This is a genomic window from Chitinophaga varians, assembly GCF_014529945.1.
In the GTDB taxonomy this organism is placed as follows: Bacteria; Bacteroidota; Bacteroidia; order Chitinophagales; family Chitinophagaceae; genus Chitinophaga; species Chitinophaga varians.
The window spans coordinates 870,792-894,221 of sequence record NZ_JACVFB010000002.1 but is presented as its reverse complement, the minus strand read 5'-3'; the positions used below and the strand labels follow the sequence as shown (position 1 = coordinate 894,221).

Sequence of the window (23,430 nt, the reverse complement as noted above, 5' to 3'; positions counted from 1 at the left end):
CATTCACCTAAAAACTGCTATCATGACTAAACATATTTTCCGATCCGCTATCGTAATCGCTTCCATCGTAGGTTTTCAGGCCTGCGGACTCAATGAGCAGCTCGGCTCCACTATTACCCGGAAAGATGCCGACTCTGTGATCAAAGTACCGGCCCTGTTAAAAGGCGCCTATGACAACATGCAGCTGCCTTATCAGGAATTCGATAACAGCTGGGGCCTCTCCCAGATGACAACAGACGAAACCGTAGGTCCTACCCGCGGCGGTGACTGGGACGACAACGGCGTATGGCGCTCCCTGCACGAACATACCTGGAATGCAGACCATGCCCATATACAACGTGCCTTTACCAATCTGCTGACCCTCCAGTTCAGCGCCAGCAACGTTCTCAATTTCAAACCCGACAAAAACCAGGCTGCACAGGCCCGCTACCTGCGTGCCTTCTCCATGTTCACCGTACTGGACCTCTGGGGACAGGTACCTTTCCGGAACCCTACAGACACCCTGCTGAACGCACCTAAAGTGCTCAAAGCACAGGAAGCGCTGGACTATATTATCTCCGAGCTGAATGCCATCATTCCGGATCTCGGCGCACGTCCGGCAACTGCTGCCTACGTAGCCAATCAGGACGCCGCCCGCGCTTTGCTGATGAAATGTTACCTCAACAAAGGCGCATTTCTCAACCGGGCAGCGCCCACCTTCGATGCCGCTGACATGCAACAGGTCATTACCCTCGCAGATCAGATCAAAGCTACCGGCGCTTACAAACTGGCCACCGACTACTTCGATAACTTTGCCCGTGACAACGATCTGAAATCTACCGAGAACATTTTCACACAGCAAAACGGTCCCGGATATAGCACCGTACGCAATGGCAACGCCACTTTCGCCCGCTGGAAATTCACCGTTCACTACAACATGACGCCCAGCGGCTGGAACGGCTTCACCACGCTCTCTGACTTTTATGACAAGTTCGAAGCAACCGACAGAAGGAGAGGTGGCGCCTACACCGGCCTCACCGATACCAGCGGTATGCTCGTTGGTTTCCTTATCGGTCAGCAGTACGATGTAAACCACAACCCGCTGAAAGACCGTAAAGGCAACCCGCTGGCCTTCACCCGTGATGTGCAGCTCAAAGAATCCGGTACCAATCTGGAAGTAACCGGCATCCGTGTCATCAAATATGTACCGGACTTTTACACCTCCCAGAATTCCAAAGACAACAACGAAGCCAGCAACGACTACGTTTTCTTCCGTTATGCAGACGTGCTGCTCATGAAAGCAGAAGCACAGCTCCGCACCGGTAACACCGCCGGGGCACTGGCACTGGTGAACGAACTACGGCTTGCCCGCGGAGCTACCGCACTGGGTGCACTGGACGTAAACTCCCTGCTGGACGAAAGAGGACGTGAACTCTACTGGGAAGGCTGGAGAAGACAGGACCTGATCCGCTTTGGCAAATACCTGCAGCCATGGCAACTGAAACCTGCTGATAACCCAAGGAACCTGCTGTTCCCCATTCCTACCAGCGACCTTGCCGTCAACAAAAACCTGGTACAAAATCCGGGTTACTAAACCATATTTTCCATTGCCGGGGATGGCGCCATCAATGGTGCTGTTCCCGGTAAATCCTCCGGCTCTTTTTACCTGTTACCCGCTGCTACGCCCGGTCTCACCAGGCGTCCGGGGGAGGATTGTGTCATCAAATCATCCGTATCATGAACAAAATTCCACTGCCGGCCTTTTCGCTATTGCTATTACTGCTGATACAACTTCCGCTCAACGCGCAAACACAAGTGGTGCCCGCAGGTAATGTCAACAGTGTCAGCATCTCCGGTCAACAGGTAAAAATTAAAACGACCAACGCTTTTGCGGAGGTCACTGTTTACAGCCCGTCCGTTATCCGGGTGAGGATGGACAAACAACCGCTGCCTGCCGATTTCTCTTATGCCGTTGTAGCAAAGCCGCTGCCCACGAAAGCACAAATCACCCAAAACAATAGCGACATCACGATCGTTACTGATTCCCTGAAAATGCGGATTCAGAAAGCCCCTTTTGCGGTTAGTTTTTTCAGCCCTTCGGGCGATGTGATCAGCGAAGATGAAGCAGGCCTCGGCACCTCCTGGATAGGCGATGAAGTAACGACCTACAAAAAGATGCAGGAAAACGAGCGGTTTATCGGGCTGGGTGAAAAAACCGGTAACCTGGACCGTAAAGGGGAAGGCTATACGAACTGGAACTCCGATGTGTTTGGCTACGCCGCCAACCGCGATCCTATCTATGCCACGATTCCTTTTTACATCGGTATCCACCATCATCAGAACTACGGCATTTTCTTCGATAACAGCTATCAGAGCGATTTTAACTTTGGCGCCAGCAATAATCGCTTCTCTTCCTTCGGTGCCAGGGGAGGAGAGATGAACTACTATTTTATCTACCATCCGCAGATGGCAGATATCATCCGGTCTTATACCAGCCTGACCGGCCGCATGCCACTACCACCCCTGTGGAGCCTCGGTTATCAACAGAACCGCTACAGCTACTATCCTGATACAGAAGTATACCGGGTCGCTCAAACCCTGCGTGAGAAGAAAATCCCGGCAGACGGCATCACGCTTGACATCCACTATATGGACGCGTATAAACTGTTCACCTGGAATAAGGATCGTTTTCCGAACCCGGCACAGCTTACCAGTCGTTTAAAAGACATGGGTTTTCGTGTAACCGTTATCGTTGACCCGGGCATTAAAGTGGAAGAAGGTTATCACGCGTACGAAAGCGGCAAAAAGGAAAATATCTTCCTCCAATACAGCGACGGGCAAAACTATACCGGTCAGGTGTGGCCCGGCTGGTGCCACTTTCCGGATTTCACCAGTGAGAAAGGCCGCAGCTGGTGGAAAGGTCAGGTAAAATCGTATGTCCGTGATGGTGTCAGCGGCATCTGGAACGACATGAACGAAATTGCCACCTGGGGGCAGAAAATGCCGAACAACGTGATCTTTGATTACGAAGGGCACGCTACTACCCATTTACAGGCACATAATATCTACGGGCTGCAAATGGTTCGCGCCAGCTATGAAGGCACCCGCGAAGCGCTGCAGAAGCGCCCCTTCCTGCTCACGCGGGCAGCCTACTCCGGCAGTCAGCGCTATAGCGCCATCTGGACCGGCGACAACCGTGCCGAAGAAGACCACATGCTGTTGGGCGTACGGCTGTTGAACAGTCTGGGCGTTAGCGGCTTTCCCTTCACCGGCATGGACGTAGGTGGCTTTACCGGCAACCCTTCTGTAAGTCTTTATACCCGCTGGATGCAGATCGGCGCCTTCATTCCCTACTTCAGGAACCATACCGGTGTAAATACCAAATCCGCAGAACCCTGGGCCTTCGGTGAAGAAGCGCTGGAGATCACCCGCAACTATGTTAATCTGCGCTATCATCTGTTGCCTTATATCTACAGCACCATGTATACCGCCAGTCGTACAGGCATGCCCGTAATGCGCACCCTGGCGCTTCAAAACACCTTCGATCCGCAGGTGTATGATACGCGCTTCCAGAACCAGTACCAGTTTGGCGACGCGTATATGATCGCTCCTTTTGAGAGCACCAAAGAATTCGGCAGTATTTATTTTCCGAAAGGACAATGGTATAATCTTTACACAGATGCCGTCACTACAGGCGGACAAGACATGATTACTCCCCTCAACATCAAAACCTTACCGGTATATGTAAAAGAAAGCAGCATTGTGCCCATGCAATCACTGGTGCAGTCTACCCGCGAGAAACCTGCCGACACGCTTTTCCTTCATCTTTATAAAGGCAGTCAGCCTAATACATTCGTATACTACGAAGATGACGGCGAAAGCTTCTCGTACGAAAAAGGTGATTACTACGAAAGAACGATCACCTATGACCCCGCGCAGCAGACATTGACGCTGCAAAAGCCGCAGGGCAGCTATAGTAGCCAGTTTCATCACATTAAGCTGATATTGCACGGGTTCGACAGCAAACAGCGTGTAACCGTGAACGGTAGCACTGCCGCTGTTAGCGCCAATCCTTTTTCTTTTTTATCACCCATATCCCGGTTTGATCCGCAGGGATCATTTATACCGGCCGAAAGCTGTCCGGTACAAGTGGCCACCTTTGCCAACAGTAACGAGCTTCTTAACGTGGGTTTATGAGAAAAGAACGGCACCCCTGGATTCTCCGGGGGGCCTTTTTTTCACGCAAAGGCGCAAAGCAGCAAAGGCGCAAAGCGCTATTTTTTAAGAATGATAAGAAAGCAAAGGAGCGGAGATCACATTTGATCTCCGCTCCTTTGCTTTCTCTGCTCGCTTATATCATCTTTGCTGCTTTGCTGCTCTGCGCCTTTGCGTGATTACAGCTTCACAACTTTACTACGCCAGATTTTTCTGCTTTGCTGACCGGTGACCCTGATAATCCAGGTACCGTTCGGCACTTTAGACATATCTACGCGTAAAGGTATATTCCCTTTCATATTGGCGGTATGTATCTGTTGCAATACCGGAGCGCTGCCTTTCAGGTCCAGTACTTCCACCAGCAGTTTTTCACCGGCAGGAGCATCTACCAGAATTTGCACATCACCACCTGTTACCGGGTTGGGATAAGCCGTCAGCTGCTCTGGCATGGAAGCCGCCATGGCTGCACCTGTACAGTCACGAACATATTTCCATGGCTTACCGTCGCCGGTGCTGATGTCTGGCTGTTCGTTCTGTGTCCACCATTTTGCAGAGTATACTTTACCGTTATACACTACCTGCGCACCACCATTGTAAGCAGTGGAAGGAGACCACGCCGGAATACCGTTACAATTGTTGCTACCACCATTTACCGTGATGTTTACCGCTACAGAAGTAGTAGTGGCGCCACCGTTATCTGTTGCTTTAGCAGTCAGGCTGTAGGTACCCGCAGCCACATTGCTCCAGCTCCAGGCGTAAGGCGCTACGCTGTCGATGCCCAGCAGCGTGGTGCCCTGATAGAAGGCTACGCGGGTGATCACACCATCGCTGTCAGATGCCGCGGCCTGTATGTTCACCGTGGCTGGTGCAGTGAAGGTTGCGTTATTGACAGGAGAAGTAATGCTCACCACCGGCGGTTTATTGCCTGCGGCAGTGACGCTGATGTTCACCGCTGCGGAAGTGGTAGTGGCTCCTTTGTTATCGGTAGCCTTAGCGGTGAGGCTGTAGCTGCCGGCTGCCACGCTGTTCCAGGTCCAGGTGTAAGGCGCTACGCTGTCTACGCCCAGCAGGGTGCTGCCCTGATAGAAAGCTACGCGGGTTACCACGCCATCGCTGTCAGAAGCTGCCGCCTGAATATTCACCGTAGCAGGTGCCGTGTAATTAGTGTTGTTGGCAGGGGAAGTGATGTTCACCACCGGTGGCTTGTTGATCGGGGCTGAGCCGAAGAAATAATCATAATAGTTATTGGCAAATTCATCGCCATTGGCCTTATCCCAGTTGATAGACCAGGTCATGATACCACGCAGGCCAGGGTATCCTGCCGCATTACGCAGCTGGTAGGCGCCGCCGAAAGATTGTCCTTTCATCAGATAATCCAGGGCTTTTTTCACATTGGCAGGGGCCGTATAACCGCCACCGGCGGCACTGGGCGTAGCCGGAAGACCGAAGGCCACCTGGTCCTGACGCAATGCCGGGAAGGTTTGTGTCGTACCAGACACAGGGAATCCTTTCAGCAACATTTCAGACATCGATACGATGAAATCAGCAGTACCCTGATTGTATACGCCGTTATCGAGGCCCATTACGGAACCGGTGTTATAGTATTGCGTCTGGATGAAAGTGAGTTCGTTACGCAGTCCGTAGATAATCGGCAGGTATGCGCCTACCAATGGAGAATAGGTAGAGCCATAAGCTGTTTGTACATAATAGGTTTCCGGCGCCATGGTGAGCCAGCAGTTTTTACCCTGACCTTTACGGTAGGCAATGATCTCTTTCACACCGGCAATCAGGTTCTGTACTTTGACAGTGGTAGGATTGGTGAAATCCTTATCTCCGTTGTCCAGCTGCAGATTGGTACCCCCTTCAATGTCCAGGTCGAAACCGTCGAAGTTATATTGGTCCAGCAATGCTTTCATGGAAGTAACGAAGGCTTGTTTCTTCGCGGTGGTAGACAGGTTCAGGGAACCGTTTTCTCCACCCAGCGATAACAGCACTTTTTTACCCTGTGACTGCAGGTATTGAACATCTGAGAGGAACTGCGCCGGGGTTACGTTTTCCGGCACAAAAGAAATAGTGGCCAGGTCTGTTCCGCTGACAGCGAACGCAATTTCAATCACATTGTATTTAGGGTTGACATTACGGAGAGGGATATACGGAGAAGCATCCGTAGGAGATCCCCAGTTTTGCCAGTAACCTACAATAACCTTACCGGAGTCGCCAGGCTGGCCGGGACCGGAGGTATTTACCACCACGCTTACGGAGGAGGAAGTGCTAGAAGCGCCCTTGTTGTCGGTAGCAATAGCTTTGATCGTGTAATTGCCGGCGGGTACATTGTTCCAGGCATAACTGTACGGAGCTGTGCTATCGGTGCCCAACAGGGTAGTGCCATTATAGAAATCTACTTTGCTCACCTGTCCGTCGGTATCGCTGGCAGCTGCCTGTATAGTGATGCTGGCCGGAGCAGTAAAGGAGGCGTTATTAGCCGGCGATGTGATACTTACGGTAGGAGGCACGTTGGTACCGCTGCCGCCGGAGGCAAACACTTCATTGATTTTGTTCACCAGCGGAGACCTGGTATTAGGACAATAGATGAGTTTTCCTTTAGGCACAGTGCTGCTGGTCATATTGGTCATATCAGCATACACCTGCCAGATGATCACGCCTGCCAGGCTATTGTCTTTGATATACTGTGCTTTAGCTGCAACGGAGCGTTCGTTGTCATAGCTGAGGAAGAAGTTGCCCTTTGTTTTATAAGGCACTTTGGCCACATCGTCCCAGTTGTCGGTCCAGCCGGAACCTGAGCCGGTAGTATTCACGATGTAGCTGTAGTTGGGTGTACCGTCCCATACGTCTTTTGCCCAGTTGGTGTAGTCTGCGCAGGTCTGGATAGGACCGTCAGGCTGCACGGTTTCAGCACGTTTTACGGTAGGCGCGTTCAGGGCAGCGGTGCCGTTGGTGATTACGCCGCGGCCATAGAAAGGCGCGCCGAGGTTTACTTTGCTCATGTTGATACCGAGTGCGCGTAAACCTTTTGTGGTGGCGTCAAGAGAGAAGCCGGGGAATTCCTGGCCGGGATACTCGTACAGGGGTGAGTTGTGACCTGCTTTGTTGGACCATCCGCCGTTGTAATCATACGTCATCATGTTGAAATAGTTGAGGACGTTGTTGAGGCGTGGCCAGTCAAAGCCCGGGAGTTTGGCGAGGGCAGGGGAGAAGCAGCTGGTCATCAGTTTATTGGGGCCAATGGCGGCCCTCACTGCTTCCAGCAGTATCGCGAAGTTGGTGTAGTCCGCGCTGCTGTAGTGTTCAATGTTCATCCCCGCGTCGTTGGGATACTCCCAGTCGAAGTCTATCCCGTCAAAGCCCATGCTGATCAGCTGTTGGCAGCCTGCAACAAATTTGGCTCTTTTAGTAGCGTCGGCGGCCACTTCAGGGTAGTGTTTGCACATGCTCCAGCCGCCTATGGAGGCCAGTACTTTTACGCCTTTCTGGTGGGCCAGATCGATCACGCCGGGAGCGCCGCCCTGTTTGGGCACAGACAACGGGAAGCTGCCTGTTTTACCGGTGTTGACGTTGGTCCATCCGCTGCCGCCGTTGCGATAGCCGAGGGAGTAAGCGTAGCTGTTGTCGGGGATGTAGTACAGGACGTCCAGTTCACCGTACAACAGATACATATCCCAGCTACTGTAAATGTCTTCATTTACCAGCGGAGCAGGTGCCTGCACCGCGCCGGCCTGATAAATGTTTTTGTTGCGGAAGTCACCGCTGTGCAGCGATCCGTCATTCGCCACACCAAAGAACGAGAAGTTCAGGATGGTGTACTGCGAATAATCCAGATTCAGGTGATTGTAGCCGCCCAACGGAACAGTGCCTGCCACATTTTTCCAGGCATCCCATTGGGTGATGTAGCCGATCACCTGCTTGTTGTGTTGTTGGGTGGTAGCCGGAACAGTCGGGCTCACCTGGGCATAGCTCCCGGGCGACAGTGACAGTACCAGCCAACAGACGAATGCAAGACAGCGGAGCGCTGCGCCTCCATTGGTAGATTTTGGTGTCATAGTGATGATTGTTTGTTAAGATAATGGTTAATAAAAACTAGTGCTCAACTCAAAGGGAATTACATGTGCGTTCGGGTTAATGCTAGGCTATCGTTTGTAAGGTTTTCAGATCTATAATAAAGTGACAAGGGTTTCACGCGAATAAACAGCACGATGGGGGAGTCGGCGCAATTTTAAAAAAGTACCATGCGATAAAAAATATTTTTTTCCATGACCACTGCTGTATACTTGCTGCCAGAAGGATTATGAACAGTACATCGTAAGGATTCCTTTGTTATATAGATAAGGAAAATAACAGCACGCAAATCCCTTGCGTATTGATATGGTATCTTGCCTTCAGTGTCATGTGATCGTTGTTTCCGGAGTGCCGTATTTTTTCCCTCACGCACAACAAAAACAAAATGACTTCAGATCCTAATTTACTCAGAGACGTTTATGCTGTTTTCAACATCTTCTGCGGGAAGTTCCGGCATATGGTATGTACCGCCTGTAACTGGAGCGAGCCTACGTTTTACCGGAAAATGCGGTGCCACTATCCCGCAGCGGGTAAAAAAGGACGGAAATCTTTCCTTAGCAAAGCAGAAGAGGAAGCCATTCTAAAGGAAGCGCATATGGCGTCCGAACACCTTCTCAGATTATTGCAGCAACATTTTAACACCGCCGAAAAATATCCGCTGTGGCTGGAGGAACCGGAAGAAAGGGAAGATGTTTATTTTTTAAGTGAGGTCAGTATTCCGGTGGAAGAAATTCCTTTTTGATCGTATCGTTAGCAAATTCTGCCGTACAGGCAACAGCAATTGTTTACCTTTACAAACGCGGTTACCACCAGCAACTATGGAAGCTATCGTACAAAATATTTACCAGTCGCCTATCGGCCATGTGCACAACTTTCTGTGCCAGTGCCAGCAGTGTACCCTTTCTGCCTGGGAGCATCAGGATACCTTTTCCATCGCTTTTATCCGCCAGGGTAATTTTATTTTCAAAGTGTTCCGCAACGACCTGGACGCTTTCAACGGCTTGTTCCTGGTATGCAAGCCCGGATACGAACACCGGGTAGGACATGTACATGACATGCCGGACCAATGCACTATCTTCTCTTTCCCGGCAATCAATATCGATCAGTTGGAAGAACAGGGCAGAGAGCTGTCCTGGTTTCTGAAGAACCCCGACCTCCATGCGGTACTGATTAAAGCAACGCCGGAAATGGAATACCTCCATTACCGCATTTTCAGCTTGCTGCAAAGGCCGCATTTTCCCCGGCTCTGCATTGATCAGATGATGCTGGAACTGTTTTCGTTGGTCCTTTCCCGTGGGCAACAGAAAGTCATTCCGCCGCTGACAGACAAACAAAAGAGAAATCATCTCCCCCTGATATCGTCGGTAAAATCATTTATCAACGATCATCTTTCAGAAGACATTTCCCTTCCGCAACTAGCCACTATTGGCCACCTCAGCCCTTTTCACTTCAACAGGCTGTTCAAACAAATGACAGGCATCACACCTTATAACTATCTGTTACAGGTAAGACTAAAAGAAGCCCATCTTCAGCTCCGCCACAGCAGCCAACCGGTTACACATATCGCCTTCGATACCGGCTTCAACAGCCTCGAACATTTCTCCGCTGCCTATAAAAAACAATTCGGCCGGGCCCCCTCTCAAACCCGGCGATAAAAAAACAGCAATTTTCCTTAAATCCGGACTAACAGGGTGAGATAGTTTTGTGCTATCAAACAACTTGTTATGTTTATGAAAGCACAATTATTAAGTACGCTGGAGAATGCCCGTCAATATACCATGAACGTGGCCACCGCCATGCCTGCAGACAGCTATGCGTTTAAGCCGGATGCCGCGATCTGGAGTTTTAATGAACTACTGCATCATATCGGGTATGGTATCGCCTGGTGTAATGACAACTACATCCTGCAAAAAAACGCTGACTGGAATCCGCCTGCTATCACCAAAGATGCGGCAGCTACACAGGAATATCTGTCTAAGAGCTTCGATGCCCTGCAAAAAAGTATAGAGAACGTCGATACCGATGAAAAAGTCATTCACGGATTCTATGCTACGCTGGACCATATTACACATCATCGCGGCCAGGCTACTACCTACCTGCGCTGCTACGACATCACACCTCCGGAATACACCTACTAAAATCAGATTACATGGCAGTCTATTATATTAATAGTTACGACATTATTGACATGGAGCTCTTCAGCCAATACCCACCGGCTGTTATAGCCCTGCTGGAAAAATACGGAGCCTCCGTTGTAGCATCAGACATCGAAGGCGTTGCAGTAGAAGGCAGCCCCCGTATGATGAACGCCATCATCCGGTTTCCCTCACAGGAGGCGGCACTCCAATGTTATCAGGACCCGGCCTACCAGCCCCTGAAAGCCCTCAGGCTAAAGGCAGTGCGTAACTGCACCATGGTATTGGTGAAAGCATTCACCTCTTAATGCATGCGGGGCGCTCTTTTAAGAGCGCCCCGCATTTTTTGTATGGCATGAACATGGTTACCGTTTGGCAGCATCCCGGACACCTTTAAACAACGCCTTAAAGGTATCCGCATTGGCTTTTGCCCCGGGCGTATATTCTCCTTTGCCATAATAGGCATTGATAAAATCTTTGGAATTGATCCACATGGTTTCAAAAACACCCCTCATCCGTTCTGCCACAGGCAAAGCGAAATCCGCACGGGTGCCGTCTTTCCGGCCCGCCAGTATCTGGTCCAGCTGTGCGAGGGCTACATCCGTTTTTGCACAGGCGCTCGCCAGCACATTAAACCCCTTCAGTGCAAAATAAGCAGGAGTAGGAGGAGCACTTTCATATTTCCAGTCACAGATAATAATATCTTTCGGGATGCGGTCAATAGCGCGGTGGGTATCGTTCATACTTGCCTGCCAGGCCAGCAGGTTGGTGGTTTTGCCGTCTATCAGCCGATCGCTCCACATCCACATTTCACAGCCTTTCTGTTTCAGATGAGCGTGCAACAAGTTGATGTATTCGGCTAATATTGCTGATTTGTCGCGCCCACCACAGCGGGGGCACTTATCATACCCTATAATCCATGCTTCGTCGAGCCCAACATGCAGGGCGTCTGCACCACATACGTCGATCAGTTCATCCATCATGGGGAACAGCACCTTAGGCAGATCGGGATGTGCAGGGCAGAGGCATTTGCTGTAGAAGTCGAACATACCACCGTTTTTCCAGGGTACGGGCGGATTGTAGTCCGGCGATTCGTCAAATTGCGGATACTGTTTCAGCAGTCTGCCTATTTCCGATTGCTCACTCTGATGGGCCAGCAGGTTCATCATGGGAATGAAGCGGACCTTTGCATCGCGGCAGGCCTGTACGATCTGCTGCAGCCCCTCTTTACTGATGGCATTAGGCTCCACCACCTCCGGGTGCGTTTCATACTGGTACCAAAATTCAATCCGTAGGGCCAGCGTGTTGACGCCTTCTTTGGGCAAGGCGTTTCTGATAAAATCACAGAACAACGGGATGTCCTGTTTGGCAGGCACGCTCATCATCAATCCTCTTATTGGCAGTTCATTCCATTTAAAAGCGCGGTAGTCCTGCGCCCTGAGTTGCAGGGTGATGATAATGGCCCCTAATAGCAACATCCATTTTAAAGCTCTTTTTCCCATCATTATTCTGCGATTACTTTTCTGATACGATTATTTTTTCTGTCGACGACATACACGGCACCGTCTTTCCCTACCGTTACGCCGGTGGGGGCGCTAAACAAGGCAGCCGCGCCGGTGCCATCGGCAAAGCCGGCAGTGCTGCCGCCGGTATAGGTGCTTACCTGCCAGGTGCCGGCCGCAATGAAGCGGATACACTGATTGGTATTAACAGACGATCCATCCCAGGTACCGTTGCCGGCCACATAGAGGTTGTCATGCGCGTCGGTGGCTATCATCCAGGGATATTCGAATTTGGCGGTATTGGCCGGGCCGTTTACCAGGCCCGTAGCGCCTGACTGGCCGATAGTGACGCCTTTCTCCCAGGTGCCGTATTTATATTCCTGGATAACGGAATTACCGTTCACCACCACGAAGAGGTTGCCTTTACTGTCTACCGCCACATCCGAAGGATAGGAGAGTCCTGTGATGATCTGGTCGGCGCTGCCATCCTGCTTTACTTTGTAAACGCTGCCATTGCTCCGGCCGTCGGTATAATACAGCGTTCCGTCTCTTTTATCGATGCCGATTCCCCAGGCTTCAAACCAACCAACGAGGGAAGTGGTACCATCAGGCGTGATCTTACGGATAGTCCATGCTGCCGGGTCGGAGGTGAAGATATTGCCGTTTTTATCCACCACCACGTCCATAGGCAGGTAAAAGGAGGCCTCCGTGCCTTTGCCTTCTGTATATTCATTTTTGCCGCTACCTGCCAGTGTAGTCACGGTGCCATCTGGCGCCACCTTGCGTATGCGGCGGTTTTCCGCTTCTGCCACATACAGGTTACCATCGGCATCAATATCCAGCCCGCAGCGGTTACCAAAGTTAAAAGCTGCCGCTGGCCCTTTCCCGTCGGCGTATCCGGCGGAACTGTTGCCCGCAAGGGTACTTACCAGATACGATGTCTGATAGTTAAAATCTTCCGTGCTGGCGCCAGCCTGCCCGTCGATCGTGACGGATATCTTGCCGCTGCCGGCTTTACGGGGAATCACGATCAGGATACGGTCTTCCAGTACACCTTCTACATAAGCTTTCACACCGTTAACTGTCACGGATACACGACTGGTATCCAGACTGAAGTTTCTGCCATAGATCAGCACTTCCGTACCAGCGCCGCCGGCAGCCGGAGTGAATTTATCAATGACAATAGGAGACGCAGCGTCATGCTCAAATGCTTTGTCTTTGTTACAACTGCTGAATGCCAATACGCTCAACAGCAACAAGAGATAATATCGGATGTGTTTCATGTTGTTTTAGATTTTGGGATGAAGCCTTTATCACCAGCCCGGGTTCTGAACAAATTCCGGATTACGGCCGCTCACTTTGTCCATTTCTGCCTGTGGCACGGGCAACCAGTAGGCACGCTTAGGATCGAAAACACGTTTCTCCACAACAGGATAGCTGTAGGTGACATTACCACTGCCGGTGACGGTGACACCATGTATCTCACGGTTGTCAGTGACTTCTGCGATCTTCCAGCGGCGCACATCCCAGAAACGATGCGCTTCCAGTGCCAGCTCTATCCTTCTTTCATGACGGATACGTTCACGTAGTGATTCTTTAGTACCACTATTGACAGCAGGAATACCGGCACGGCCTCTGACGGCATTGAGCGCGTTGTAAACATCCGCACCAGGACCCGCCACTTCATTTTGTGCCTCTGCATAGTTGAGGTACAGTTCAGCAGTGCGGATGAGCACCCATTTACGATCAGTAGCGCCGGTATTGGAGAACAGGTTCACACCTTCAAGCAAATATTTGCGTGGCCAGTAGTTGGTCGCATTCTGGCCGGGGCGGGGAGCATCGTCACTATTCGGGCTCAGCGGACGACCTTTCCAAATACAGCCCGGATATAGGATGGTGGCGTAAAAACGAGGATCGCGGCCTTCATAGGGACGCTGTGGGTTGTAGCCGGAAGCCGGATCGGTGATCGGCAGCCCGGTACTTTTCATTTCGTAATCATCTACCAGTTCCTGGATGGGATTCACATTGCCATAACCGTTCGCGCCGCGGGGGTTCATCTCCCGGTCGATGCCGCCGTCGCCAAATGCGCCGGGAGCAGGTCTGCTCCAGATCACTTCTTTGTTGAAGTACTGTGTAAAAATCTCTCCATAACTGTCATTCAACGCATAGCCGTTGCTAAGCGCTGAGTCCAGTGCCGCTTTACAGGCATTGGCAGCCTGTGTCCAGCGGGACTGGTCATTGGCGGGGTTATACAGCGGACTGGCGTAATACAGCAGGGCGCGGCCTTTCAATGACAAGGCAATCACCCGCGATGCCCGTCCCCAATTGCTGGGGCGCTCTGCATAAGTAGGTGGTAATAATGCCGTGGCATCATCCAGGTCCTTAATAACCGCTCCCAGCACTTCGGCGATACTGTTACGTTTGAAGTAGATACCTTCCGGGTTATCGAAAGGGTTCTCTACTTGTTGCAGCAGCGGCACATTCCCCCAGCGGATCACCAGCTGGAAATAGTAAAACGCGCGCAACACCAGTATTTCACCTTTTAGCCGGGAGCGGCGGTCGGGATAATTGGGGTCATTAGGTACTTTATCGTAATTCTTCAGAAAGATGTTACAGGCACGTATTTTTCCGTAGTATTCGTCCCACTGCCCACTCAGCGGAAAGTTGGACGGGCTCATAGAGCCGGTATTAAAACTACCGGCATCTGCACTGGAATTGTCGATCGCCTGATTGGTTTCATCCGTAGCGCTGCTCAGCGGCCATCCTGTCTGGAATATATTAGGCAGGCCCTGATAGGTAGTATTCACAAAGCGTTCAGCATTCTCGATATTCTTAAACACCTCTTCCTCCGTGATCAGGTCGCTGGGTTTTCTGTCGAGGTAATTTTTCTTGCAGGCACACATACAGAGTATCAGTGCTGACAGTATACCTGTTCTTATATTCACTGTTAGTTTCATGATCGTGGTTTAAAGGTTGATGGTAATGCCGGCGTTGTATATGCGCATGATAGGATAGGGTTGCCATCCCCAGCGGTCTGCCGTATTGGCTTCCGGGTCCACACCGAGGTCGTTGACATGGTCCCAGCTTATCAGGTTCATACCGTTGACGTATACACGTGCAGTCTTCAGCTTAATTTTTCTCATCCATTCACGCGGCAGCCGGTAGCCGATCTCCAGATTTTTCAGTTTGATATAATCCGTTTTTCTGATCCAGTAGGTAGAGTTGATGAAGTTGTTGGACATATTGCTTTCTACGAGATGCAAAGCCGGGAAAGTGGCCTTATCAGCTGTTTCCGGTGTCCAGCGGCCTTCGTGGACAGGACGGTAGCTTTCGCGATAGTTGTACACCAGCTGCGCAGAGTACATCTGACGGCCGCCGGTAGCGCCCTGGAACAACACGCTCACATCGAGGCCTTTATAATCAACGCCCAATGTGACACCGAAGTATCCTGTTGGCACGTTCAGCATGGGCAGCATCACCCGGTCTGCTTCGTTAATGACACCATTTCCATCGATGTCTTTGTATTTAATATCTCCCGGTATCAAAGGAGCAAATGTTTGTTTAGGGCTTTTAGCAATTTCATCCTTGCTCTGGAAGAGGCCTTCCGCGATATATCCCAGGCCATAACCGATAGGATTGCCTACCTGGCTTTGATAGGCATAGGCCAGTTTAGGCTCGTCCATCTCCAGTATCTTGTTTTTCACATACTGATAGTTGGCTTTCGCAAAGATGCCCACCTTGTTGATGTTGGTATTGACGTTCAGCTCTACTTCCACGCCTCTGTTCAGCACACGGCCCAGGTTGCGGTTCAGCGCTGCCGTGATACCCAGGTAGCCCGGAATAGATCCTGCCTGCGTAAGGATGTCGCTGCGCAGCTCACGGAACAGGTCCAGGTTCAGTTTTATTTTGTCTTTGAGGAAACCTGTTTCAATGCCGAGATCTGTTTTGGAGGCCTTTTCCCAGGTGATGGCCGTATTACCGATCCTGTTTTCCACATAACCGCCCACGCCAGAAGCCACGCTGCCGAAAGTAAAACCGTCGGTCTTTGCAAAATCAGAGATATACAACCAGCGGCCATTGCCCACCTGATCATTGCCCACATACCCATGGGAGAAACGCAGCTTCAGGTAACTGAGCGCTCCATCTTTAGGCATGAAGTGTTCATTGCTGATCATCCACGCCGCAGATACCGCGGGGAAGAAACCATAACGACGGCCGGGAGGGAAGTTCTCGGAGCCATTGTAACCAGCGTTGAATTCGAGGTAGTATTTTTTATCGTAGTTATAGGTTAAGCGGCCCACGTAGCCTTCGTATACCCGTGGCAGATCACCGGATTGTGAACGGTAGTTGCGGTTGAACAGCAACAGGCCTCCCAGTGTGTGTTTAGCAAAATCGCGGTCATACATCAGTTTCAGGTCGTAATAGTAATATCTTTCACCGCTGGAAGCACCGGAGCGTTGCAGGCTGGTAGCCGTGCGGTGTTGGGTATAAATACCGCCGTCGGTACCAGGCACGGATTTATAACGGTAAGAGTCAAACTCCTGATCGAATGCTACGTTGATAGTACCGTAGTTCTCGAAAGTGAAGAGTCCTTTTACTTTCAGGCCGGGTGTGATGAAATCCAGTTTGCGGGTGAGCGCCACGCTGCCGTTGGTGCTGTGCCAGTAGGCATCCAGGTAACCGTTGCGGGTGAGCAGGCCATAAGGATTGTAGAAATCCTCCCGCATATTACCGGAAGCAACGCTGCCATCGGGGTTCTTTACCGGCGTGAGGTTATTAGTCATCTGCGACAGCACTACCCAGAGGAACTCAAAATCAGCCCTGTCGGATGATGGACCGGTGCGGTTCTCGAGGCGGGAGGCCAGGTCTACCTGTAGGTCAGTGTTTTTGTCCAGCGTAATATCCACATTGGAGCGGAAGTTAAAGCGGTCGTATTTATACTTGATGTCATAAATATTCTCATTGGCATGCTTGTAGAGTGGCTCCTGGCGGAGGTAAGAGCCGGACACAAAGTACCGTACATATTTAGAGCCGCCGCTGATATTCATATTCAGGGTCTTTTGGGGGGAGAAGTTCCTGATCAATTCGTTGTACCAATCGGTATTGGGATAATCATAGGGCTTGAGGCCGGTGCGGAAATATTCCAGTTGCTGTTCCGTCCATACCGGCTGCATACCATCGTTTTTGGCGGCTTCATTTTGCAGGAGGCCGGAGCGATAGGAGTCCAGGAAGCGGGGGAAAGTTGTTGGCTGTTGCAGCGCGTACTGTCCGTTGATCTGTATATTGGGCGGACCGTCCTGTCCGCGTTTGGTGGTCACGAGCACGATCCCGTTCGCCCCCTGTATACCATATAAAGCTGTGGAAGCGGCATCTTTCAGGATGGTCACGGATTCTATTTCGTTGGCGTCCAGCTGGCCCAGGTCGGCATTACCGCGGGGGAGACCGTCAATAACGATCAATGGGTTAGTGGAGCCGGTGGTATTGATACCGCGAATGAATAACTGAGAGTAGTCAGAACCGGGGCGGCCGGAGCGTTGCGCGGTAATAAGGCCGGGCAGGCGTCCTGCGAGCGCGTTGGTCAGGTTGGCTACCGGGCTTTGTTTCAGCTCTTTGGTTTGTATACTGCTTACCGCGCCGGTAACGCTTTGCCGTATCTGTTTCTGGCCATAGCCCAGTACCACTACTTCATTCAGTCCGGCATCGGAGGCCTTCAGCGTAATAGTGCTCAGTTGTGTTTTGCCATTCACCGGTACTTCCTGAGAGGCATATCCCACATAGGAGATAAGGAGCACCCCGTTTGCAGGTGCGTTGATAGAGAAGTTGCCGTGTTCGTCGGTGGCGGCGCCGCGGCTGGTACCTTTCAGTTGTACGTTTACGCCGATAAGCTCGATGCCGTTATTGCCGACTACCTTACCTTTTACGGTAATATCCTGCTGTTTTTCGGAAGGGGAGATGACCACCAGGTTATCTTCCAGTATCCGGTAGGTATAGGTTTGTTGCAATACCCTGTCAAGTATGGCCGGCAGCGTGGCATTGTTGAAGTTCACATCTACTTTATCCGTAGCGGGGAACGTTTTATAGTTATAGAGAAAGCGGTAGCTGCTTTTGTTTTCTATCCATTCAAGCAGCCGACGCATTTCCATCTGTTTGCTGTTGATGGAAAAGCGTGTTTGTGAATAAACTGCGGCACGCAATTGCAGGACAAAAGCAGTCATCAGTAACAGGCAAAGCTTCATACACAATAGTGTTTTTCTCAATAAAGACCGGGGAATGGCTGGTTGTGGACACAGCTTTTTTTTCATACATTTGGTTTGAATGTTAGACAATTTGAAACACATGACTTCCCGCACGGAAATTGTTGTTTCATTCCATGTTTGACGGCAAAAGGGGAGTGTAGCCGCACTTCCCTTTTCTATTGATGTATAGGGGGCGCTAGCCCGGTAGTGGAATAGTCGTGGATATTTGCATTGTACTGTTCTTTTGGTTGATTATTTATAAATGATTACGGTGTCTCCCTTGATTTTATAATTAAAGTCGGCGGTGATCTGCAGCGCTTTCAGTGCCCGGTTGATATCTTCGCGGCGGAAGGTACCGTTGAACCGGTTGCTGTTGAGCGATGCATCTTTAATAATGATGGTTTTGCCATACCATCTTTCCATTATCCTTGCCAGTGCTGAGAATGACTTATCGTGGAATTCCATTTTGTCTTTCTGCCAGAGCGTTTCAGTTTCGCCTTCCCGCTGAATAGGCAGTACTTCCGCTATAAATTCGCCCCAGTCTTCTCCGGTGGCCTGTTCCGCGTCTGCTTTACGGGTAAGTGTCAGTTTATGTTGTGGTGCCAGCTGCAATGACTTCTCCGGCAGGCTGTTCAGGCTTACCGCCACCTTTCCCTGCAGGAGGGAGGTCTCCAGCGATTCGCCGGTGTAGGCTTTCAGGTTGAACCGGGTGCCTAATACTTTTACAGTAATGTCTTTCGTATGGATGATAAAAGGGTGGAGGTCGTTAGTTGCCACATCGAAATAGCCTTCGCCCTCCAGATATACGTCGCGCTTACCGCTTTTCATACCGGCGCTGTATTTCAGGCTGGTGCTCACGTTGAGCCATACCCGTGTGCCATCCGGCAGCGTCAACTGTTGGTGATGCCCGGCCAGCGTATGTACTTCCTCCATCCGGGGAGCGCGTAGCACCCACACCAGCAGCGTACCGGCGATCAATATCAGCACCGCAGCCGCTACTTTCCACCAGCCACGCATCTTTTTAACCGGCACCACCCATTCCTGTTCGGCCTGTAACTGCACCACCACACGGTCGTACAGCGCAGGCAGCTCCGCAGGACCATCATCCGCCAGCCGGGATTCATAGGCTTCATACCAGGATTCCAGCTGCTGCCGCTCCTGTTCCGTACAGTCCCCTTTCAGGTATTTGTCGAGCAGCGCCAGTAGCTGCCGATCGGTTGTATCTGGTTGCATGTCTATATAAGACACATAACTTTTTACCCACCCTACCCCTTCTTTTTTCTTTTTTAGGGAGATACTATCAACATCGCTTTTATTTTTTTAACTTTTGGCCCGAATGACCGCGTATTCCACCTTATCCGACCACGAACTCATAGCCCTGCTGGCACGCGACGATAACAACGCCTTCAAAACGTTGCACGACCGCCATGCACAGGCGCTATACCTGGCCGCTTTTAAAAAGCTGCCCGTGCCGCATTTGCTGGAAGACCTGCTACAGGAAGTATTTCTTAACCTGTACCGGAAACGCGCTTCCCTCAGTGAAATCACCAACCTGCGCGCCTACCTGCACAGCGCCCTGCGTAACCGCATCCTCAATGAACTACGTAACTCCCTGATCCATGAACAGCACCATCAACAGCTCTCCATCCCGGAAGCCGCCGAGAGCACCTGCAACTACGATCTGCAATTACTGGAAAAACGTTTCGGTGAAGCGCTGGACAGACTCTCTGAACGCAGTCGGGAAATATTTTTACTGAGCAGGAGAGATGAACTGTCCTACAAGGAAATAGCAGCGCGTTTAGGCATCTCCGTGAAGGCCGTGGAGAAGCATATGGGAAAAGCGCTGCAGGTGATGCGGAGCGAGTTTAAGGATTATGGCGTGATGGCGGTAGTGGGACTGGTGCTGGCCAAACAGCTGCTATAATATCGATGGCCATCCCTATTGACGGCTGTTTCCATACAATTGTTTCCCTGACTATTGATGATCAAAACTCTTTGCGAAATCCGCCGGGCTCTTTTGACCATTAGCCAGCCAGCTAATACCCAACTGATTACATTCTGTCACAAACTTCTGAAGTCGGGACTTCAAATTACCATTAACTGCCATTCCCTGGCTTGCCATTGCATTCTTCGCAGGATTGGTACGGGTCAGCTCCAGATCAATATAGTCCACTGCCAGACGTTCCCGTACAACACGTGCGTAATAGGGTGTGTTGACAGTTAATTTTTCCGCACGGCTAAAGATTGCCTTATACCTTTCTATATTCTGCTGACTAAGATAGCTATCTGTGAAAACGGCGGGAGAATCCCACGAAAGGAGCGGTTTTCGGTTCTTCTTGTATTCCGATTCCAGCAATTGAAGGTAAGCAGCAATCTCTCCTTTGGCCGGACCATAAAATCCGCTTAAAAACTCATCCGTTATTTGCCGAACATTAATATTGGGGTTCCACATTAATTTAGAAAGCAGGTACGCCCTGAGCTCAGAGAAATCTCCCTTTTGGTCGCTTACACCCTGCTCAAATAACTTAGATACGTTATTCTGTTTAAAGAAAAGAATATTGGGTTGAAGGGTATGCAAATTAGGAAAAGGACTAAGTGTATTATAGTAGTTGATCGTATAGTCCCATATAAAAATGTTGCTGGTCAGTTTCTTCCATTGGGCCAGTGTGGATTTTAACTGTTGCGCACTCGCGGTTGTACTACTGCTGATAGGTTCCCCCCGGTCTACTTCTGTGGTACAAAACATTATTTCCACATTCTTATTCGGTTTGAGCGTTTTAGGCGGCAATATACTTTGATGGTAAGCCAACGTACTAATAGTCTTGTCCGGAAAGAGCGATGCTATTCTATTCACCACAGGCAGCAAGGCACCCATATAACTCCCGTTCTCCCGCGCATATTTAGGCGCACACAAGGAACACTGGCAAAAGTCGGGATTGTCATTCTGACTAACAGACCAATTTTTCATATTCGGTTTGGCAAGCATCTCCTTTTTCAGGTTTGCCAACATTATATTGAACACTTCGGGATTACTCAAGCAAGGCTGTGTTGGTTTCCGGGTTCCATTCATTAAAGCATAGTATTCGGGATGAGATTTGAAATAAACATCAGGAGGAAGCAATACCTCAAATGTATGGGCAATGCTTCCCCTGTCTTCAAAAAAATAATTTACTTTCTGCCAATTCCCAAATGCAGTAACCAGCGAATCCGAAAAATAAAAAAACGGCGCTCTGAAGTCAAAAGCCGGCTCTTCTTTCCTATTAATCAAAGCCGGAATGGAAATCGTCTTTAAAGAGGGAATATACATCGCATCCTTTGCATATCTTTTACACCCCGTATATGTTTCTAAAAAATCATATACACTATAAAGCACCCCCTTTCTACTCCCGCCAGTCAGCACCAAGCGCTGTCCATCCGTTTTTATGATCAGGCCATCAGGATTAAGACCTCCTATAGATATATTTTTTGATCTGTTTGTGTTACCAACGCAAATTTCATTGGTCTTTACCGGCGTGTTATCCGGCAATACCGGAAGCGTTGTCCCCGAAATTTTTGAAATATATGATTGTAACTCCTTAGCCGCAAAAGTCTCAACTGCAGAAGGATGAAGAGGAATGATTATCTTATAGTCAGTCTTACCACCATTGATAATGGTGATCCCTTTTTTCTGCGCACAACAGCAAAAGGACAATAACATCAAGAGCGCGAAGACATTGACTTTCATTTGTTTTTATTTTAATATTAATTATACCCCTACATAATTCATTCCGAAAAATAACAAATGAATAAAATAATGGTTGAATCCTTTATTTATATGTGCTATACTTCTTAATTCCGGTTGCATAAAAGACATGTGACCAGTTCATCCCGAAAATTCATTGCGGAGGGACTACCTCGCCTCCCAGGTCTTTGTCTTCTTCAGTTTCACTTCCACTTTCTCACCGGGTTTATCAACCGTCACTACTTTCTTTACCGCCGCGCCTGCACCGGTGCTATAGTTACGGCTTACCGTGTTGGCACTGGTGCCCTGGAACATACCGTTAATATAGTGATCTGTGTATCCTACCACTTCGCTTTGGCTATAGGAGTGAGAAAAATTAAATTCCGTGTACAACAGGTACTCTCCTGGCATCAGGTTGACGAATTCAAAGTGACCATTATCATCATATATCCTGGTACTTTTGATACACAGGGCAGCATCGTCTGAAAGGGCGATACCTTCGCGGCCTTTTTTCCGCTGCTCTTCGTTTACTTTGATCCATTCCTTAAAGTAATCGTTGTAGGGGATGAGGATCACCTGGGTACCCTTGGCAGCAACCTGTTTGGCTTTTATATTCACCACCTGCAACCTGTTGCCCTCATCGAAGTCGCGGGCAAATACCTGTCCGGAGATGATGGCGTCGCCACCTTTGACCATTTTCAGGGTCGCTTCTTTATCGAAAGGTGCTTTGATGGAGTTAAAGTCGGTCTCCATGTCTACCATTCTGATATGCTGACCATTGGCCATTTCCTCTAACTGCCAGAGGCGACGGGTCTTTTTATCGATCAGGCAAATCAATTTATCATTGGTTGCCGGTTCTACGACAGACACTTCCCATACGTCATGTTTTCCGGTGAATTTGCTGACGTAGGTATTGTTCCTCACTTCCTCTACCACCACCTTTTTCACATTGTCGGTGTTGGCAGGCTTATATTCGAACACTGACAGGTCGGTCTTGTAGCCGGAAGTTAACGGCAGCAGTGACAACAGGAAAGGATAGGAGTAACTGTCAACAAAGGGCTGCTTCCCGGCTTCTTTGATTACTTTCTTCTCACCCGTTTTTTTGTCAACATGGTACCCGGTAACATCGTTACCGAAGTTCAATACCATGTCTTTCATAGTATTGTGAGAGGCAACATAGATAGGTTTGAAAGTGTTCAAGTCTGATACGGCGGTATCTTTCCACGGTTCCAGTCCGGCGAGGGCAGTGGTAGTGGTAACAGAGAGTTTACCACCGGTGGTATTGACACCGAAAGTAAAAGTACCGATCGCCTGTTCGCGGCCGTCATTGATCATGTAGCACACCAACGTGTTTTTGCTATCCTTCAGTAGCTTGGGATCGAATTTACCCTGCGCCCGGGCGTTACCTGAAATGGCCGCAAGCAATGTGGCAGCGGCGATGAACAGTGGTTTACGAAATGGAGAAAGCATAGTTGTGATAGTTTATCTGACCTTACAAAATTATGCATTAGCGCGACATATAGACCAGTAAAAAAGGTTTCCGGCGAAAACCACTGAAAGTCCTGATA

The 23,430-nt window shown here is 50.0% G+C and carries 15 protein-coding genes; 7 read left to right on the top strand and 8 right to left on the bottom strand.

The features are described 5' to 3' along the window. The first annotated feature begins 22 nt into the window (after positions 1 to 22). Both ICL55_RS11510 and ICL55_RS11505 read left to right on the top strand, forming a co-directional pair. Entirely contained in the window at positions 23 to 1,573 is a 1,551-nt protein-coding gene (locus ICL55_RS11510) for a RagB/SusD family nutrient uptake outer membrane protein (protein WP_188097153.1), read from the top strand. A 143-nt stretch (positions 1,574 to 1,716) separates the two neighbouring features. Next, positions 1,717 to 4,176, top strand: a complete 2,460-nt coding sequence (locus tag ICL55_RS11505) for a glycoside hydrolase family 31 protein (RefSeq protein WP_188097151.1) — start codon at positions 1,717 to 1,719, stop codon at positions 4,174 to 4,176. A gap of 197 nt (positions 4,177 to 4,373) precedes the next feature. Here the strand turns inward: ICL55_RS11505 and ICL55_RS11500 are convergent, their stop codons facing one another. Further along, entirely contained in the window at positions 4,374 to 8,252 is a 3,879-nt protein-coding gene (locus ICL55_RS11500) for a glycosyl hydrolase family 18 protein (RefSeq protein WP_188097149.1), read from the bottom strand. Positions 8,253 to 8,653: 401 nt separating this feature from the next. Here ICL55_RS11500 and ICL55_RS11495 point away from each other — a divergent pair, with 401 nt between their 5' ends. The 4 genes from ICL55_RS11495 (at position 8,654) to ICL55_RS11480 (ending at position 10,711) form a co-directional block, all read left to right on the top strand. After that, entirely contained in the window at positions 8,654 to 9,010 is a 357-nt protein-coding gene (locus tag ICL55_RS11495; protein WP_188097147.1) for a hypothetical protein, read from the top strand. A 76-nt stretch (positions 9,011 to 9,086) separates the two neighbouring features. Next, complete coding sequence (locus ICL55_RS11490) at positions 9,087 to 9,923, top strand: AraC family transcriptional regulator (RefSeq protein WP_188097144.1); 837 nt, start codon at positions 9,087 to 9,089, stop codon at positions 9,921 to 9,923. A gap of 75 nt (positions 9,924 to 9,998) precedes the next feature. Further along, the gene (locus tag ICL55_RS11485) at positions 9,999 to 10,406 is read left to right on the top strand and encodes a DinB family protein (RefSeq protein ID WP_188097142.1); all 408 of its coding nucleotides are present in this window, start codon (positions 9,999 to 10,001) and stop codon (positions 10,404 to 10,406) included. A gap of 11 nt (positions 10,407 to 10,417) precedes the next feature. Continuing rightward, entirely contained in the window at positions 10,418 to 10,711 is a 294-nt protein-coding gene (locus ICL55_RS11480) for a DUF1330 domain-containing protein (RefSeq protein WP_188097140.1), read from the top strand. 57 nt (positions 10,712 to 10,768) lie between these two features. Here ICL55_RS11480 and ICL55_RS11475 read toward each other — a convergent pair whose 3' ends face one another. The 5 genes from ICL55_RS11475 to ICL55_RS11455 all read right to left on the bottom strand — a co-directional run bounded on the left by ICL55_RS11475 (position 10,769) and on the right by ICL55_RS11455 (position 19,374). Beyond that, positions 10,769 to 11,908 (bottom strand): family 20 glycosylhydrolase, encoded by a 1,140-nt coding sequence (locus tag ICL55_RS11475; protein WP_188097138.1) that lies wholly within the window; start codon positions 11,906 to 11,908, stop codon positions 10,769 to 10,771. Beyond that, complete coding sequence (locus tag ICL55_RS11470) at positions 11,908 to 13,188, bottom strand: NHL domain-containing protein (protein ID WP_188098361.1); 1,281 nt, start codon at positions 13,186 to 13,188, stop codon at positions 11,908 to 11,910. Before ICL55_RS11470 ends, ICL55_RS11475 begins: the two co-directional genes overlap by 1 nt. Positions 13,189 to 13,218: 30 nt before the next feature. Then, positions 13,219 to 14,862, bottom strand: coding sequence for a RagB/SusD family nutrient uptake outer membrane protein (locus ICL55_RS11465; protein ID WP_188097136.1), 1,644 nt, complete (start codon positions 14,860 to 14,862; stop codon positions 13,219 to 13,221). A gap of 9 nt (positions 14,863 to 14,871) precedes the next feature. Continuing rightward, complete coding sequence (locus tag ICL55_RS11460) at positions 14,872 to 18,207, bottom strand: TonB-dependent receptor (protein WP_188097134.1); 3,336 nt, start codon at positions 18,205 to 18,207, stop codon at positions 14,872 to 14,874. Positions 18,208 to 18,393: 186 nt separating this feature from the next. After that, positions 18,394 to 19,374 carry a FecR family protein gene (locus ICL55_RS11455; RefSeq protein WP_188097132.1) on the bottom strand — a complete coding sequence of 327 codons (981 nt, stop codon included), beginning with the start codon at positions 19,372 to 19,374 and terminating at the stop codon, positions 18,394 to 18,396. 103 nt (positions 19,375 to 19,477) lie between these two features. Here ICL55_RS11455 and ICL55_RS11450 point away from each other — a divergent pair, with 103 nt between their 5' ends. After that, positions 19,478 to 20,065, top strand: coding sequence for a sigma-70 family RNA polymerase sigma factor (locus ICL55_RS11450; RefSeq protein WP_188097131.1), 588 nt, complete (start codon positions 19,478 to 19,480; stop codon positions 20,063 to 20,065). 51 nt (positions 20,066 to 20,116) lie between these two features. On the opposite strand, the gene ICL55_RS11445 is transcribed toward ICL55_RS11450, so the two are convergent. Continuing rightward, positions 20,117 to 21,865 (bottom strand): DUF4838 domain-containing protein, encoded by a 1,749-nt coding sequence (locus ICL55_RS11445; RefSeq protein WP_188097129.1) that lies wholly within the window; start codon positions 21,863 to 21,865, stop codon positions 20,117 to 20,119. A gap of 165 nt (positions 21,866 to 22,030) precedes the next feature. Further along, positions 22,031 to 23,332, bottom strand: coding sequence for a DUF3108 domain-containing protein (locus tag ICL55_RS11440; RefSeq protein WP_188097127.1), 1,302 nt, complete (start codon positions 23,330 to 23,332; stop codon positions 22,031 to 22,033). Positions 23,333 to 23,430: the final 98 nt, after the last annotated feature.

Coding starts and splice junctions, on each gene's coding strand:
- ICL55_RS11475 (WP_188097138.1), bottom strand. CDS start 11,908: ATGATGGGAAAAAGAGCTTTAAAATGGATGTTGCTATTAGGGGCCATT.
- ICL55_RS11460 (WP_188097134.1), bottom strand. CDS start 18,207: ATGAAAAAAAAGCTGTGTCCACAACCAGCCATTCCCCGGTCTTTATTG.
- ICL55_RS11455 (WP_188097132.1), bottom strand. CDS start 19,374: ATGCAACCAGATACAACCGATCGGCAGCTACTGGCGCTGCTCGACAAA.
- ICL55_RS11485 (WP_188097142.1), top strand. CDS start 9,999: ATGAAAGCACAATTATTAAGTACGCTGGAGAATGCCCGTCAATATACC.
- ICL55_RS11470 (WP_188098361.1), bottom strand. CDS start 13,188: ATGAAACACATCCGATATTATCTCTTGTTGCTGTTGAGCGTATTGGCA.
- ICL55_RS11510 (WP_188097153.1), top strand. CDS start 23: ATGACTAAACATATTTTCCGATCCGCTATCGTAATCGCTTCCATCGTA.
- ICL55_RS11450 (WP_188097131.1), top strand. CDS start 19,478: ATGACCGCGTATTCCACCTTATCCGACCACGAACTCATAGCCCTGCTG.
- ICL55_RS11495 (WP_188097147.1), top strand. CDS start 8,654: ATGACTTCAGATCCTAATTTACTCAGAGACGTTTATGCTGTTTTCAAC.
- ICL55_RS11490 (WP_188097144.1), top strand. CDS start 9,087: ATGGAAGCTATCGTACAAAATATTTACCAGTCGCCTATCGGCCATGTG.
- ICL55_RS11445 (WP_188097129.1), bottom strand. CDS start 21,865: ATGAAAGTCAATGTCTTCGCGCTCTTGATGTTATTGTCCTTTTGCTGT.
- ICL55_RS11440 (WP_188097127.1), bottom strand. CDS start 23,332: ATGCTTTCTCCATTTCGTAAACCACTGTTCATCGCCGCTGCCACATTG.
- ICL55_RS11480 (WP_188097140.1), top strand. CDS start 10,418: ATGGCAGTCTATTATATTAATAGTTACGACATTATTGACATGGAGCTC.
- ICL55_RS11465 (WP_188097136.1), bottom strand. CDS start 14,862: ATGAAACTAACAGTGAATATAAGAACAGGTATACTGTCAGCACTGATA.
- ICL55_RS11500 (WP_188097149.1), bottom strand. CDS start 8,252: ATGACACCAAAATCTACCAATGGAGGCGCAGCGCTCCGCTGTCTTGCA.
- ICL55_RS11505 (WP_188097151.1), top strand. CDS start 1,717: ATGAACAAAATTCCACTGCCGGCCTTTTCGCTATTGCTATTACTGCTG.